Raw genomic sequence first — 15,280 nt, forward strand, 5'->3', positions numbered from 1 at the left:
TACCGATGATCGAGATTCTGAACGACGACCAGCTGAGCCGCGCACGACGGGCCGGGGCGCTCGTCGGCACCATTCTGCAGACCTTGAGGGAGCGTGCGCGCGTCGGCACGAACCTGCTCGAGCTCGACCGCTGGACGGGCGAGATGATCCGCGAGGGCGGGGGAGTGTCGTGCTACATCGACTACGCGCCCTCGTTCGGCAACGGCCCGTTCGGGCACTACGTGTGCACCGCCGTGAACGATGCGGTGCTGCACGGCATGCCGCACGACTACGCGCTGGCCGACGGAGACCTGCTGACGCTCGATCTCGCCCTCACGGTCGACGGGATCGCGGCCGACGCGGCGATCAGTTTCATCGTCGGCGAGCGGCGCGATCCGGCCGATGTCGCGCTCATCGAGGCGACGGAGGAGGCGCTGCGCGCGGGCATCGCCGCGGCCCGGCCCGACGGGCGCCTGGGCGACATCTCGCACGCGATCGGCGGGGTGCTGAAGGCGGCCGGCTACTCGATCAACATGGAGTTCGGCGGTCACGGCATCGGAACGACGATGCACCAGGAGCCCCACGTGGCGAACAACGGCCGTGCCGGCCGCGGCTACCGGCTGCGGCCGGGGCTGCTCCTCGCGATCGAGCCGTGGGTCATGGCCGATACCGACAAGCTCGTGTTCGACGCCGACGGGTGGACGCTGCGAAGCGCCACGGGCAGCCGCACGGCGCACACCGAGCACACGGTCGCGATCACTGAGACGGGCGCCGAGATCCTCACCCTGCCGCCGCGGTAGCCGAGAACTCGTCGAGCCGGGCGAGCGCCCCGTCGAGCTCGCGGCCGATCACGGGTTCGAGGGTGCCGAGGTAGAACGTGCTCAGATGGTTCTTGTCGATGTACACGGCGACGTTGCCGATCACCGCAGGGCACCGCTTCGGGCAGTAGTAGTCGCTGAAGTCGAGCGCTGCGACGTGCGGCGATGCGAGGGCGTCGAGCGGGCTGGAGGCCGCGAGCGCCTGGTGCGCGTCGACGCCGCACGCCGAGCCGGCGTCGCCGGCCTCTCCGGCCTCTCCGGCGCCTCGGGCGTTCGCGGCGTCGACGCCGTCTCCCGGAGGCGACTCCTCGACGCACCGGTACGCGTCGTACGTGAACCGCGGGTTGTCGCGGATCAGCACGGTCGGTATCCCGGCCCGCGCGAGCCGATCGACGGTGCGCTCGAGCCCCTCGGGCACGGTCTCGCGCTCGCCCGCATCGCGCGGGCTCTCGGCGTCGGCCGCCTCGGTGCGCGTGCCGATCGTCACCACGGCGTCGGGCTCGATCTCCTCGATGAGGCGGATCACGTCGACGTTCCAGTCCCGGCACTCCTGACGGTAGTACCCGCCCCGATCCTCGTCGATGTCGCGGAGCCCGAACGCGCACGCGCCGAGGAGGAACGACACCACCCGCCAGTTCTCCCGCTCGGCGACGGCGCCGATCGGGGCGAGCATCTGCTGGGCGTGGGAGTCGCCGACGACGACGACGGTGCGCTCGGCCTCATCGGCGCCGACCTCGTTGTCGAGGCACGCGGGCACGGTCGCCGGGATATCGACGACGCTCCCGTCGCCGCAGTTGCGCGACAGTGTGCCCCATTGGTCGTCGAGTTCGGCGGGCAGGGGGCGCAGGGGCGCTCCGGGCACGTCGCGGCCGGTCCAGTCGTCGAACAGCACGCGGGCGCCGGGGTTGCGGTACACGCGCTGCGCCTCGGCCTCCGCGATGGCGCGCTGCTCGGCTTCGAGCTGCCGCTGCGCCGTGACCTGGGCCGGCACCACGACGCCCGCGACGAGTGCTGCGGAGAGCGCGATGACGCCGAGGCCGCGCCACCGGGAGCGCTCGATCCAGTCGAGGCGGCGCAGCGGGGCGTCGACGGCGCCCGTGAGCAGGCGTGCGACGACGATGGATCCGAGGATCACGATGAGACCCTCGACGAGGTTCAGCGGCTGCCCGTCGCGCGCGACCAGAATGCAGACGAGCGCCGGCCAGTGCACAAGGTACAGCGCATAGGAGCTTCGGCCGAGGGCGAGCACGCGCGGCTGCTCGAGGAGCATCGCGGGGCCGTAGCGGCGATCCGCGTCGTTGCCCGAGACGATGACGGCGGCGACGCTCAGCACGGGCCACAACGCGAGGTAGCCCGGAAAGCCGCCCTGCACGTCGAGTACGAGCCCGCACGCGACGAGGGCGCCGAGCCCCGTCCACCCGATGACGGCGCGCGGGATCACGGGCAGGCGCAGGCGGTGCACGACGAGGGCGAGGATCGATCCGGCCGCGAACTCCCACAGCCGAGCCCTCGTGTCGAAGTACGCCAGGGTCTGGTCGGCGCGGGTCGCGACGATCGAGTAGGCGAGCGACACGGCGAGCACCGCGCCGAACACGGCGATCGCGATGCGGCGCGCGGGGATGCGGCCGCGGCTGCAGCGCGCGATCAGCCCGATCAGCAGGAACAGCAGGGGCCAGAGGATGAAGACCTGCCCCTGCACCGACAGCGACCAGAAGTGCTGCAGCGGGCTCGCCTGCGACTGGTCGGCGTAGTAGTCGGCTGCCTCGGCGGCGAGCAGCCAGTTCTCCGTGTACGTGAGCGACGCCCACGCGTGCCGCCACAGCTCGTCGTGCGTGGAGGCGGGCAGCACCCGCATGCCGATGACCACGGTCGCGGCGATGACGATGGCGGCGGCGGGCAGCATCCGCTTGAAGTTGCGGATCCACTGCCCGGCGACGCCCACGCGCCCGGTCGCCTCCCAGCGCCGCATGAGCGCGCCGGTCAGCAGGAACGCCGAGATCATGAGGAAGGCGTCGACGCCGCCCGAGACGCGGCCGAGCCACACGTGGTAGACGACGACGAGCAGCACCGCGACGGCGCGGAGGCCGTCGATGTCGTGGCGATAGCCCGGCGAGCGGGCGACGGTCGGTGTCGGCGCCGCCGGGCGCGAGCCGGTCAGTCGCGGGTGAACCGCAGCCCTCCCTCGATGGCGAAGCCCGCCGTACCGTTCTGGAACTGCATGGTGCGGGTCTCGAAGTTCTCGATGATGCCCTTCGGCGCACCGGCCATGAAGCCCCACGGCCCCGCCGGCCCACCGGCCTTGCGGTAGGCGGCGAGGAAGACGCCGTTGCCCAGACCCACCGTCGCGTGCTCGTCGCCGAGCCGGGAGGCCAGGGCGTTCGAGTGCGTGATCATGCCGTGGTCGAACTCCTGGTACGCGCCGCCGCCGTTCTCCGCGACCTCGATCTGCGGCCCCTTCGGGCGCCCCCACCGGCGCGGATCGCGCTGGTACAGGTCGTAGATCTCGCCGACGACGGGGTGGGCGTTGCGCTCGTTGTCGTCGCGAGGCTTGACGAACTCGACGGCCTCGTCGATCGGGCCGTCGAAGATCATGCGCCCGTGCTCGAGCACGATGCCGCGCTCGCAGAGCTCCTGCACCTGGCTGGCGTTGTGGCTCACGACGAACATCGTCTTCCCGGCGTGCTGCAGTTCGAGCATGCGCGCCGTGCACTTCTGCCGGAACTGCGCGTCGCCGACGGAGAGGATCTCGTCGACGAGCAGCACGTCGAGCTCGGTGTGGATGGCGACGGAGAAGCCGAGTCTCGAGTACATGCCCGACGAGTAGTGCTTGACCTCGGTGTCGATGAAGTCGCCGATCTCGGAGAACTCCAGGATCGACTCGAAGCGCGCATCGGTCTCCTGCTTGTCCATGCCGAGGATCGCGGCGTTCAGGTACACGTTCTCGCGCCCCGTGAGGTCGGGGTGGAACCCGGCGCCCACCTCGAGCAGGCCGGCGACGCGGCCGCGGGTGCGCACCCAGCCCTGGTCGGGGGCCATGACGCCCGAGAGCAGCTTCAGGGTCGTCGACTTGCCCGAGCCGTTGCGGCCGAGCAGTGCGACCGACTCGCCCTCGGCGACGGTGAAGGAGATGCCGTCGAGCGCGTTGAACGAGCTGGAGAGCGGCTTGCGGCGCATCGCCGCGATGAAGGTCTCCTTGAACGAGTGCGTGTGCTTGATCTGGAACGTCTTGCGCACCTCGTCGAGCACGATCGCCGGCTTGGTTTCGGGCTCAGAGGCTCTGGGCAAAGGACCCCTCCATCTTGCGGAAGACGAGCTGACCGATCACGAGGGTGACGAGCGAGACCGCGAGCCCGATCAGTACGTACGTGAGGAAGTTGTCGGGGCGGGGCATCGACGGTTCGAGCGGCAGCCAGAACGCGTCGTGGAACAGTTCGACGGCCCCGGTGATCGGGTTCGACATGTAGACGTGGTAGAGCCACAGCGGCGCGCGATCGTAGACCAGGTTCCACACGTAGAGCACGGGCGACGCCCAGGTCGAGAACATGAGGATCAGGTCGACGAAGTTGCGGGCGTCGCGGTAGGCGACGTTGATGGCTCCGAAGAAGAGCCCGAGCCCGAGGGCGAAGAGCACGATGATGATGGTGCCCGCGACGAAGGCGACGATCTGCAGCCACCCGATCGTCCAGCCGCAGAGCAGCGCGACGATGAGCAGCAGGGCCGCCTGGGGCAGGAAGTGGACGAGGGCGACGCCGGTCGCGGCGACCGGGAAGAGCTCGCGGGGCAGATAGATCTTCTTGATGAGCGACGCGTTGTCGACGACGGCGTTCGTGGTGTTGCGGAGCGTCTCGCTGAAGAGGTTGACCGCGACGATGCCGGCGAAGAGGTACACCGGGAAGAACTGCATGCCGTGGTCGGCCTGCAGGATGACGCCGATGACCAGGTAGTACATCAGGAACTGCGCGCCGGGGCGCACGTACGACCACACCCAGCCGAGCACGGAGCCGTGGTACCGGGTGGCGACGCCCTTCTTCAGCAGCAGCGTGAGCAGGTACCGGTGCCGGAATACGTCGAACAGCCCGCGACTCGCGCCGGGCACGCGGAAGTCGGGGTCGTTCAGCAGGGAAGCATCGCTCACAACGCGATCCTATCGGCGACGCCTGAGGGTTCGAGCGCGCCGTGCGACCGCCACCAGGCGACCGCGTCGGCGAGCGGCTCGAGCTCGGGCGCCGGGGCTCCCTCGGTGAGGAGGTCGCCCGTGCGGTAGGAGTGCAGGAGGGCCTCGGCGAGCTCCGCCGAGAAGCCCGCGCGCTGCAGGCCGACGGCGTTGACCCCGGCGATGCGCGGGGGTGTGCCGTACACCTTGGCGAACGGCGGCACGTCGCGCGCCACCGGCGTGCCCATGCCGACCATCGCGCCGTGCGCGATGACGCGGCGCTGGTGCACGACCGCGTTCATGCCGATGTTGACGCGGTCGCCGATGACGCAGTGCCCGCCGACGCTCACGCCGGCCGAGACGGTCGAGTCGGCGCCGAGCAGCACGTCGTGCGCGAGGTAGGCGCGGTTCAGCACCCAGCTGCGGGGGCCGACGGTCGTCTCGCGGTAGCTGCCCTGATGGATGACGGCGCCCTCGCGGATCACGGCGCCCGCGCAGATGCGCACGCCGGCATGCAGCAGCTCGCCCGTCCACGCCGTGTTCTGCGGCAGGTTGCTCATCTCGGGGGGAGCGCCGATGAGCGCCCCGGCCCCGATCCAGACCCCGTCCTCGATCACCGCGGGGCCGAGGATCACGGCGCCCGGGCCGATCGCGACGCCCTCGCCGATCTCGACGCCGTCGCCGATGAACGCGGTGGCGCTGACCGGCGAATCGGTACGGCTCACGCGCCCGCCCTCAGGCTCACGACGGCGCCGGTGCGCGCCGACTCGATGGCCGCCTCGGCCACGCGCAGCGTCTCCGTGCCCTCGCGCAGGGTGACGGCGTCGGCGCGGGTGCCGAGAATGGCGTCGCGGAAGGCCTCGTGCTCGCTGCGCAGGGGTTCGCGCTTCTCGAGGGAGAACCGGGTGACGGTCCCCTCGCTCACCCCCCGGAACGCCGCCACGGTGTCCCACGACCCCGCGTGCGTGCCGTTCTCGAAGAACGTCAGATCGGCCGTGATGGTGTCGGCGACGAACGCCCCGTGCTCGCCGGTGACGACGGTGAGCCGCTCCTTGAACGGCGTGAGCCAGTTCACGAGGTGATTGATCATGATGCCGTTCTCGAGCTTGCCCGTGATCGAGACCATGTCCTCGTGCGCGCGGCCCGAGCGGTGCGTGGTCTGCGCGGCCAGCGTCGCGTAGGGCGACTGCGCGAGCCAGGAGGTGAGGTCGATGTCGTGGCTGCCGAGATCCTTCACGACCCCCACGTCGGCGATGCGCGCGGGGAACGGCCCCTGGCGGCGCGTCTGGATCTGGTAGACGTCGCCGAGGTCGCCGTTCGCGATGCGCTCGCGCAGGCTGATGAGCGCCGGGTTGAAGCGCTCGACGTGCCCGACGGCCGCGATCCTGCCGGCGGCCTCGAACGCCTCGACGAGGCGCTCGGCGGCGGGGAGGGCGTGCGCGACGGGCTTCTCGATGAGCGCGTGGATGCCGGCCTCGGCGAGGGCGAGCCCGACCTCCTCGTGGAACTTCGTCGGCACGGCGACGACGGCCGCCTCGACACCGGCGTCGATGAGCCCCTGCACGGAGTCGTGCATGGGGGTCTTGCCGGCGACGCCGTGGGGGTCGCCCATCGCGTCCGCGACGGCGATGAGATCGATGCCGTCGACTTCGCGGATCACGCGCGCGTGGTGTCGGCCCATCATTCCGAGGCCGATCAGGCCGTACTTGATCGTCACGTTCTCTCCTATCGGTTCGCATGCCGTGTCGGCGGCGAGCATATCTAGTTCAGGTCGCACCCGGTGATGCGGTAGAGCACCGCTCCGCCCTCGCGATCCACCTCGGTGAGCGTAGCGGATTCCTCGACGCCGGAGATGCCGAGGTACGGGATCGCGCGCGGGGTGCCGGGGAACACGTACTCGCGCCCGAAGTCGAGCACGAACTCGGCGCCCAGGTCGGCTGCGGCGGCGCAGGCCTCCGGTGTGCCGCGGTCGATGCCGGAGGTGAGGTCGGCGACGTCGGGGTCGTACGTGCCGCTCGTGTGCGGCACGAGCACTTCGAGCCCGGTCAGGGCGTAGGCGAGCGCGCCGCCGTTCCAGGGGTTGTCGATGATGACCGCGTCGTCGGGCACGTGCTGGGGGAGGCGCTCGATGATGGCGCGCTCGTCGGGGCTCAGCAGCGGCGACCACCGGTCGAACTCGTACTTCGAGCTGACGTAGTTGACGGCGGCGAAGGCGCCCGCACCCTGCGTCGCGGCGAGCAGGAAGAGCGTGGCGAACGCCACCCAGAACGCGTGGCGCGACCGCTCGCCGCCCGCGGGGAACATGCGGGCCGTGCGCCGCATCGCCGTGCTGGCCACCGCCGCGGCGGCGGAGGCGCCGTGCACGGCGAGCGGCAGTGCGCCCAGCGGCACCAGCGCGGCGAGCCGCCACGGGTCGTTGTACCAGGGGGAGAGGAAGAACGTGCGCCAGTCGGAGGTGGGGAAGCCGTCGGCGATCACGTAGAACGCGATCAGCACGAGCGAGAGGCCGAGCACCCACCGCAGGCGGCGGCGCCGGAGGAGCAGTGCGGCGCCGAGCAGCACCAGCAGCGTGACCGGCCAGTTGTGGCCCTCCATCTTCGGCGTCGCGCCGACGGCGTCGAGGATCGCGCCGAACGGCGAGGGGTGGCCGCCCTCCCACGGGTTGGTGGTGGTGCGGCCGAAGTACCAGGCCAGCACGGTGAGGGCGGCGAAGGCGGCCAGCCCGACCGCGGCGAGCGAGGCGCGCAGCGCCCGGCTCCGCGAGGGCTGCACCAGCGAGCCGTCGGCGGCGGCGATCCGGCCGCCCCGGAACGCCCGCACGGCCGCGGCGATGATGGGCACGGCGAGCCACAGGATGAGCACGTGGACGGCGTTGGGGTGCGCGAGCACCGCCGCGCCGAGCGAGCCGATGAACAGGGTCCAGCTCGTGCCGATCGGCAGCGGCAGCGATCGGCGCGCCCAGCCGAGGCCGAGCAGCTGGAGGGCGGCCACGAGCACGTAGGGCAGCAGCGCCAGGGAGAGGAGGTTCGGGTACAGTACGCCGAACCCGGCGAGCGACAGCGGGAAGTTGGGGAACGCGGCGGCGACGACGCCCGAGACGACCGTGACGCGCGTCGACGGGCCGGCGAGGGCGCGCCCCAGCGCGACGGCGCCGATCGGCCAGACCACGCAGCAGACGACGAAGAGCACGGCGTTGGTGGCGAGCGGGATCGAGGCGCCGCTCAGCTGGGCGACGAGCGCGACGAACCCGTGCCACAGGGTCGGGTAGAACGCCGGGTCGCCGGGGGAGGCGAGATCCATCGCGAACGGCGAGGCGTTGCCGCTGTCGAGGATCAGGCGGGTGGCGTTGAGGTGGAAGATCGCGTCGTAGGTCTGCGAGATCGCATCGGCCGACTTCATGCTGAGCATGAGGATCGTCGCGGTCGCGACCCCGCCGATCGCGGCCGCGCCGACGAGCACCCAGAACCGCTGCGACGGTGCGATCCGGCGGGCGGCGGCCTCGCGGGGGGCGCCGAGCCACCTGCGGAGCACGAGCAGCACGAGGGCGAGCAGGATCGCGACGACGAACGGCGAGAGGAGCGTCCAGCGGATGCCGAGCGCGCCCGAGAAGATCGGCGCGAGCGCCAGCACGGCGAAGGCGGCGGGCACGGCGACGACGGCCGCCGCCGCGCCGCGCAGGCGCAGCGCGTAGGCGCTCGGCAGCCCGAGGAGGGCGACGACCCCGAGGGCGATCAGCGCCGGGAGGGCGAGCGGCAGCCAGGCCGTCATGAGGCGGTGCCTTCGCCCGGGCCCGAGTCGTCCAGCCGCTCGGAGATGCGCGCCTCCATCAGCGCGACGGCCCGCGCGAGCTGCGTCACCCGCGCATCGCTGCGGGCCTTGGCGCGGATTACGGCCACGGCGAACGCGAGCACGGCGACGATGAAGACGTAGAGCAGCAGGTCGGTGCCGCGCCCGATGCCGAGCAGGTTCGCGACGGCGGTGAGGGCGTTCGGGAACAGGATCGCGAGCGCGGCGGCGATGACGAAGAGGATGGCGAAGATGCGCTTCAGCGCCAGCGAGCGCTCGCCGGGCAGGAAGCGCACGGCGAGCGCGGCGAGCGCGACCATCCCGAGGATGAGCAGGAGCTGGAAGATCGACATGGTGGCCTACCTGATGATGAGGTCGATGAGGATGTTGACCGAGTTGAGCAGCGACTGGCCCTTCGCCTTCGAGTACTCGCTGTAGATCACCTCGACGGGCTCTTCGGCGTACGGGAGGCCCGTGCGGCCGAGCTGCACGACGATCTCGGTGCCGTGCGCCATGCGATCCTGCCGCAGGTGGATGCCCCGCACCGCGTCTGCGCGAATGACCCGGAGGCCGTTGTGGGCGTCGGTGAGTCGCGTGCGCGTCGTCCAGTTCGTCACGAGGACGGCGGTCTTCAGCACGACCTTCTTCATGAAGCCGGCCTGCGTGCGGTCGTCGAGGAAGCGGGATCCGAACACGATCGCGAGGTTCTCGTCGCGTGCGCGCTGCAGCATCGCCTGCGCATCGACGACGCGGTGCTGGCCGTCGGCGTCGAACGTGACGACGTACTTCGCCCCCCGCTCGAGCGCGTACGCGAAGCCGGTCTGCAGCGCGGCGCCCTGCCCGAGGTTGATGGGGTGGTTGACCACGCGCGCGCCCGCGGCGCGGGCGATCGCCCCCGAGCCGTCTCGCGATCCGTCGTCGATGCACACGACCTGGGGGAACACGCGCAGCAGGTCCGCGAGTACGCCGCCGATCACCGATGCCTCGTTGTAGAGGGGGATCACCACCCATACGTCGAGATCGTGACGCTTCGAGGCGACGGGGGCAGAGTCCATGACCTCTATTCTGGCAGACGAGCGCAGATGCGCTTATTCTTTACCATCAAGAGATACGTCGAAGCTCAGGCTTCACAACGGGGGAGTCTGAGTGCGCTCGAGCAGCAGCAGGAGCGGCGGCGCCCGAGCCGCCCTGGTGGGGGCGTTCGCCGCCGTCGTCATGACGGTGTCGATGCTCGTGCCGGGCCTGGGCGCGAGCCCGGCCCAGGCCGCGAACATCACCGACGGGTTCAACCCGGGGAATATCGTCTCCGACGCGAACTTCTACGACGGCCGAGCGATGGGTGTGAATGAGATTCAGACGTTTCTCAATCAGCGCGTCCCCCGGTGCACCATTGGAGATCCGGGTCGCACTGCCGGCATGAAGTGGGGCGAGACCAAAATCGCTTCGAAGTGCTTGCGCAACTTCTCGATGAATTCGCAGAGCCGCGCTTCCAATGCGTACTGCGCCGCGTACCGGGGACGAAGCGGTGAGAGCGCCGCGCAGATCATCGCCAAAGTGGGCCAGGCCTGCGGCATCAGCCAGCGCGTGCTGCTCATCATGCTCGAGAAGGAGCAGAGCCTCGTCACCGATACCTGGCCCACAGTTCGGCAGTTCGACGTCGCGATGGGGTACGCGTGCCCCGACTCCGGCCCGGGCAACAGCGCGAACTGCGACCCCACGCAGACGGGGTTCTTCCAACAGGTCTACCGCGCCGCGTGGCAGCTCGAGGTGTATCGCGCCAACCCGAACAGCTACAACTACAAGCCGTTCCAGAACAACCGCATCCAGTGGCACCCGAACGCGGGCTGCGGGGCGTCGACCGTCTACATCTCGAACTGGGCGACCGCAGCGCTCTACATCTACACGCCGTACCGCCCGAACCAGGCCGCGCTGAACGCGGGCTGGGGCACCGGCGACGCCTGCTCGAGCTACGGCAACCGCAACTTCTACAACTTCTACAAGTCGTGGTTCGGCAACCCACATCTGGCGTTCCCTGTAGACGGCGCGATTCTGAACTATTGGCAGAGTAATCGCGCGTGGCTCGGCAATCCGAAGGCTGCGGCGGTTTCCAATGGAGCGAACGGCGGTGGTCGTACTCAGCAGTTCTCCGGAGGAATAGTCTTTGAGCCTAAGGCTGGCCAGGTGTCGGGTATGCAAAGGACGAGCCCGATCTATGTGGCTTACTCACGTGCCGGGGGTATTGCCGGCTCCTGGGGTTGGCCTGTGGCGCCCGCGACCAATCAAGGCTCCTCGGGGAACAACAGCATGCGCTTTCAGGGAGGCATAGCCGCGGAAGCCAAGGGGTACGGCGTGTACCTTGTTCCGGCAAAGATACAAACGCTTTGGGAAAAAGAAGGTGGATTTGCTGGAAAGCTCGGTTTCCCTGTAGCGGAGGCGCTTGTCAAACCAGGGGACATCGTCTCTCAGACCTTCAAGTCCGGGGAACTTGTGTACAGCCCGAGCGGCGGCGCGCTGAAAGTCGATCCCGAGTTTCTCCCCGCTTGGCGCGCACTAGGGCCGGGAGGTGGCTCCGTTGGCGTGCCGATCGGAACCCCGACCACAAGCGCGGCTAACGGCGGCGGGAAGACCTACGCGATGCTTCGAGGGACGATGTACAAGAGCCCTGCTGGAGTTTACGCAATCGGGACGGGACCATTCGGAGACGCGTACCGTGCGTCAGGAGGGCACACTGGGGCCTTCGGGTGGCCTGCTTCGCCTGCTGAATGCGGTCTGCTTGACGGCGGATGTGCCATGTCATTCCAGCGCGGGGTTGGCCTGTGGAGTGGCGCAACTGGGATCGTGAAGCTCTCTCCTGAAGCCTATGAGAGCTGGGGGAAGCACGCGTCTGAACTTGGTTATCCAAAGACGACCGCGAAGGCGGTAGGGACCGGTTCAAACGCGGGAACGGTTCATCGTTTCGCGAGCGGCGACATCTATCAGTCGAAGCTCGGCACGTTTGCGCTCCCGGATGGGACTTTGAGAAACGCTTATCAATCGGCGGGGGGACCGACTGGCAAGTGGGGGTGGCCGTCAAGCGACATGTCTTGCGATGCAGACGGCTCGAAATGCGTCATGTCTTTCGTGAACGGTATTGCGATCGCAAAGGGCGATGGCACCCTGACATTCTCTCGGAACCTTCAGGATTTTCCGAAGGAACGACTGAGTGGAGCCGACCGCTATTCCACTGCTGCGCAGATCGCGAAGAGTGGATACCCGAACGCTGCGTCTACTGTGATTATCGCGAGTGGCGCCGACTACCCGGATGCGCTGAGTGCGGGAGCGCTGGGGGCGAAGTGGAAGGCGCCTTTGCTGCTGACGAGTCAGTTGGGCGTGCCGGAGGTTACGCGCTCCGAGATAGTACGGCTGAAGCCTGAACGGATCGTCGTTGCTGGAGGACCGGGGGCCGTCAGCGACAACGCCTTGGCACAATTGAAGAAGTTGGCTCCTCGAGTCGACCGTATCTATGGATCAGATCGCTATCAGACTTCACTTGCCATCTCACAAGCTGGATGGCCGACAGGAGCCTCTGCTGAGGTGTTTCTCGCAACTGGTACAGACTTTGCCGACGCGCTTTCCGCCGGAGCCGCAGCAGGTAGTAGAGGTGCGCCAGTTCTGCTCGTTCCCGGAAACGCTAACGAAATGCCGGGCGCGGTGAAGTCGGAACTCTCGCGACTCGGGGTGAAACAAGTCACAATTGCTGGCGGCGTCGGAGCAGTTTCTGCGGGCGCAGAGGCCTCAATCGCGTCCGGACGAACCGTGCAGCGTTTTGCGGGCAGAGACCGCTTCGATACATCCGCTCTTATTGCGAAAGCCTTCTTTCAAGAGAACGGAAGCAACCCCTACTGGGCGAACGGCCTGGACTTCGCTGATGCTCTTGCGGGCAATGCGATTGCGGGTTCGCTGGGGGCACCTCTCTTGCTGTCGAGGGCGAGCTGTGTTCCCGTTAGCGTCTACGAAGCTACGGCCTGGGTCGCTCGCGATAAGATCATGATCCTCGGCGGAACCGGAGTATTGACTGACGAGGTGACGCGAGCCAGGAATTGCGCACTCTGAGATGCGAATGTGTACTGATGCAGCGTAGAACTCGGCCATTCCGATGGGTTAACTCGATTCGAGCCCAAATTTGGGGAATACTAGCGCTCCGCCGCCTCAGAAGGGACGGTGTGCCATTCCCTGATTCCTGTCCGGCGGATCATGCCGCTGAACGTGTGCTTATCGGACCAGTGAATAGCGCAGGACAAGGCTATCTCTGGGCGCGAGCTTTAGAACGAGCGAGACCAGATCTTCTGCCGATCAATCTCAAGGTGTCTTCCGGGTCAGACAAGTTCAATTATCCCGCTGACTTAACTGTGAACAGCGGATACTCCGCCTACTCGCGTAAGTGGCAGAGGAATCAGACATCCGCGCTCGAAGGTTATCGAGCGGTGCTCATCGAGTCCGCTTCCCCTGTCCTGGGAGGCGCTTATCGTGGGGATGTCCTTGCCCAGATAGATGCACTGCAACGCCGGAACGTTCAACTCGGACTCTTGTTCCACGGGAGCGATCTGAGAGATCCCGATATGCACTTGGCAACCGAACCGGACTCATATTTCTCTGTCGATTCAAACTTCACAGAATCGATGCGGCAGAAGACTCGTCGCAGCAGGGCGCTGATCGAGGAATCAGGGCTGCCAGTTCTTGTATCGACTCCGGATCTTCTGCGTGAGGTTGAGGGGGCTAAGCTGCTGCCGATTGTTGTCGATCCAAAAGTTTGGGCGACAACGGACCTTCCCTTCCAGACGAGCCGACGTCCTTGTGTGGTGCATGCGCCATCGAGTTCCCACATCAAGGGGACGGACCTCATTGATAAGACCATGCACCGCCTGCACAGACTGGGTCTCATTGAGTACCGCAGACTAGCCGGAATGCGCCATCGTGAAATGCTTGACGTCTATCGCAGTGCGGACATCGTCCTCGATCAGTTCCGTGGGGGACCCTATGGCGTTGCGGCTTGTGAGGCGCTTGCTGCCGGTCGAATCGTCGTGTCCCATGTTCCAGTTCATGTTCGAAAACTCACCCATGAACTTTCCGGTCTAGAGCTCCCCATCGTCCAGTCGACAGCTGCGGAGCTTGAGGACGTGGTCGCCTCCATTGTCGCCGATCCGGGCGATGCATTGAAGAGGGCAAACCAAGGGCCAGGTTTTATTTCGCACTGGCACGATGGGCGAGAGAGCGGCCACGTGCTTTCGCAGTGGCTTGATTCCCGTCTACCCTCTTAAGGCTTCTGCCGTAACATTCTCGGTCGAACCAGGACCTCGATCGCGCGGGCGCATGAGCGCTTCGGCTAACCTTGGACCATACTCGCTCCGGCAACAGGGCGAATTTAAATTGAGAGGCCGAGATCATATGGCAATCGAATTTATTCCTCCGGCCAAGCCGATCATCGGCCAGGAGGAGCGGGAGGCCGTCGACCGGGTGCTCCGCTCCGGCATGATCGCCCAGGGGCCCGAGGTGGCCGCCTTCGAGCAGGAGTTCGGCGCGCACTTCGCCGATGGCCGCGAGACCGTCGCCGTCAACTCGGGAACGAGCGGGCAGCATCTCGGCCTGCTCGCCGCCGGCGTCGGCCCCGGCGACGAGGTCATCGTGCCCTCCTTCACCTTCGCCGCGACCGGCAACTCCGTCGCGCTGACCGGTGCGACCCCCGTCTTCGTCGACATCGAGCCCGAGTACTTCACGCTCGATCCCGAGGCCGTGCGCGCGGCGATCACGCCCCGCACCAAGGGCATCATGCCGGTGCACCTGTACGGCCACCCGTTCCTCGTCGACCAGATCGAGGCGATCGCGCGCGAGCACGGCGTCGCCATCTACGAGGACGCCGCTCAGGCGCACGGCGCGAGCTGGAACGGCCGGCAGGTCGGCACCATCGGCGACTTCGCCATGTTCAGCCTCTACCCGACGAAGAACATGACGTCGGGCGAGGGCGGCATGGTCACCTGCGCCTCCGAGACGATCGCCCGCAACGTGCGACTGCTCCGCAACCAGGGCATGGAGACGCAGTACGCCAACGAGGTCATCGGGTTCAACGCCCGCATGACCGACGTGCACGCGGCGATCGGCCGCGTGCAGCTCACGAAGGTGGACGCGTGGACGGCGCAGCGCCAGCGCAACGCCGCGGCGCTCGACGCCGGGCTCGCGGGAGTCGCGGGCGTGCAGACCCCGAAGGTGCACGACAGCGCGGTGCACGTCTACCACCAGTACACGGTGCGCCTCGATGCGGGCGAGCGCGACCGCATCCGCGAAGCGCTGAAGCAGGAGCACAACGTCGGATCGGGCGTCTACTACCCGATCCCGAACCATCGCCTGCCGTCGCTCGAGAAGTACGCGCCGGGGCTCGACCTGCCCGAGACAGAGCGCGCCGCCGCCGAGGTGCTGTCGCTGCCGGTGCACCCGTCGCTGAGCGAGGCCGATCTCGACCGCATCATCGCCGCGGTGACCGCCGTCGCCGGGGCGGGCGCGTGATCGCGGA

The 15,280-nt window shown here is 67.9% G+C and carries 12 protein-coding genes; 4 read left to right on the forward strand and 8 right to left on the reverse strand.

The annotated features are described in order from the left end of the window. Nucleotides 1-5 precede the first annotated feature (5 nt). A complete protein-coding gene (map, locus tag BLT44_RS06120; protein WP_010154933.1) occupies nt 6-779 on the forward strand; it encodes a type I methionyl aminopeptidase in 774 nt (257 codons plus the stop codon). On the opposite strand, the gene BLT44_RS06125 is transcribed toward map, so the two are convergent. Genes BLT44_RS06125 through BLT44_RS06160 form a run of 8 tightly spaced genes read right to left on the reverse strand, consistent with a single transcriptional unit; the run spans nt 760 to nt 9,791 of the window. Continuing rightward, complete coding sequence (locus tag BLT44_RS06125; protein ID WP_074690324.1) at nt 760-2,955, reverse strand: acyltransferase family protein; 2,196 nt, start codon at nt 2,953-2,955, stop codon at nt 760-762. The two genes, map and BLT44_RS06125, sit on opposite strands and share 20 nt — an antisense overlap. Further along, complete coding sequence (locus BLT44_RS06130) at nt 2,952-4,082, reverse strand: ABC transporter ATP-binding protein (protein WP_010154930.1); 1,131 nt, start codon at nt 4,080-4,082, stop codon at nt 2,952-2,954. Before BLT44_RS06130 ends, BLT44_RS06125 begins: the two co-directional genes overlap by 4 nt. Further along, a complete protein-coding gene (locus BLT44_RS06135) occupies nt 4,066-4,932 on the reverse strand; it encodes an ABC transporter permease (RefSeq protein WP_010154929.1) in 867 nt (288 codons plus the stop codon). Before BLT44_RS06135 ends, BLT44_RS06130 begins: the two co-directional genes overlap by 17 nt. Further along, nucleotides 4,929-5,675 carry an acyl-ACP--UDP-N-acetylglucosamine O-acyltransferase family protein gene (locus BLT44_RS06140; RefSeq protein WP_010154928.1) on the reverse strand — a complete coding sequence of 249 codons (747 nt, stop codon included), beginning with the start codon at nt 5,673-5,675 and terminating at the stop codon, nt 4,929-4,931. Before BLT44_RS06140 ends, BLT44_RS06135 begins: the two co-directional genes overlap by 4 nt. Further along, nucleotides 5,672-6,709: a Gfo/Idh/MocA family protein gene (locus tag BLT44_RS06145; RefSeq protein ID WP_050803078.1), complete on the reverse strand. Its 1,038-nt coding sequence runs from the start codon at nt 6,707-6,709 to the stop codon at nt 5,672-5,674. The genes BLT44_RS06140 and BLT44_RS06145 overlap by 4 nt, the downstream gene beginning before the upstream one ends. Before the next feature lie 2 nt (nt 6,710-6,711). Beyond that, nucleotides 6,712-8,718 (reverse strand): DUF6541 family protein, encoded by a 2,007-nt coding sequence (locus BLT44_RS06150; RefSeq protein WP_010154926.1) that lies wholly within the window; start codon nt 8,716-8,718, stop codon nt 6,712-6,714. Further along, complete coding sequence (locus BLT44_RS06155) at nt 8,715-9,089, reverse strand: DUF2304 domain-containing protein (protein ID WP_010154925.1); 375 nt, start codon at nt 9,087-9,089, stop codon at nt 8,715-8,717. The genes BLT44_RS06150 and BLT44_RS06155 overlap by 4 nt, the downstream gene beginning before the upstream one ends. 6 nt (nt 9,090-9,095) lie before the next feature. Then, nucleotides 9,096-9,791 (reverse strand): glycosyltransferase family 2 protein, encoded by a 696-nt coding sequence (locus BLT44_RS06160; protein WP_010154924.1) that lies wholly within the window; start codon nt 9,789-9,791, stop codon nt 9,096-9,098. A gap of 136 nt (nt 9,792-9,927) precedes the next feature. On the opposite strand from BLT44_RS06160, the gene BLT44_RS14925 reads away from it, so the two are divergent. The 3 genes from BLT44_RS14925 to BLT44_RS06175 all read left to right on the forward strand — a co-directional run bounded on the left by BLT44_RS14925 (nt 9,928) and on the right by BLT44_RS06175 (nt 15,273). Continuing rightward, nucleotides 9,928-12,828, forward strand: a complete 2,901-nt coding sequence (locus tag BLT44_RS14925) for a cell wall-binding repeat-containing protein (RefSeq protein ID WP_081473277.1) — start codon at nt 9,928-9,930, stop codon at nt 12,826-12,828. A gap of 506 nt (nt 12,829-13,334) precedes the next feature. Further along, complete coding sequence (locus tag BLT44_RS15230) at nt 13,335-14,033, forward strand: glycosyltransferase family protein (RefSeq protein ID WP_143026005.1); 699 nt, start codon at nt 13,335-13,337, stop codon at nt 14,031-14,033. Nucleotides 14,034-14,160: 127 nt separating this feature from the next. Further along, the gene (locus BLT44_RS06175) at nt 14,161-15,273 is read left to right on the forward strand and encodes a DegT/DnrJ/EryC1/StrS family aminotransferase (protein ID WP_010154921.1); all 1,113 of its coding nucleotides are present in this window, start codon (nt 14,161-14,163) and stop codon (nt 15,271-15,273) included. The last annotated feature ends 7 nt before the right edge of the window (nt 15,274-15,280 follow it).

It is taken from the genome of Leucobacter chromiiresistens (assembly GCF_900102345.1).
Lineage (GTDB): Bacteria > Actinomycetota > Actinomycetes > Actinomycetales > Microbacteriaceae > Leucobacter > Leucobacter chromiiresistens.

Excerpts from the sequence above, each read along its gene's own strand:
- BLT44_RS06150 (WP_010154926.1), bottom strand. The coding sequence starts at position 8,718 with ATGACGGCCTGGCTGCCGCTCGCCCTCCCGGCGCTGATCGCCCTCGGG.
- BLT44_RS06160 (WP_010154924.1), bottom strand. The coding sequence starts at position 9,791 with ATGGACTCTGCCCCCGTCGCCTCGAAGCGTCACGATCTCGACGTATGG.
- BLT44_RS06145 (WP_050803078.1), bottom strand. The coding sequence starts at position 6,709 with ATGCTCGCCGCCGACACGGCATGCGAACCGATAGGAGAGAACGTGACG.
- BLT44_RS06175 (WP_010154921.1), top strand. The coding sequence starts at position 14,161 with ATGGCAATCGAATTTATTCCTCCGGCCAAGCCGATCATCGGCCAGGAG.
- map (WP_010154933.1), top strand. The coding sequence starts at position 6 with ATGATCGAGATTCTGAACGACGACCAGCTGAGCCGCGCACGACGGGCC.
- BLT44_RS06155 (WP_010154925.1), bottom strand. The coding sequence starts at position 9,089 with ATGTCGATCTTCCAGCTCCTGCTCATCCTCGGGATGGTCGCGCTCGCC.
- BLT44_RS15230 (WP_143026005.1), top strand. The coding sequence starts at position 13,335 with ATGCACTTGGCAACCGAACCGGACTCATATTTCTCTGTCGATTCAAAC.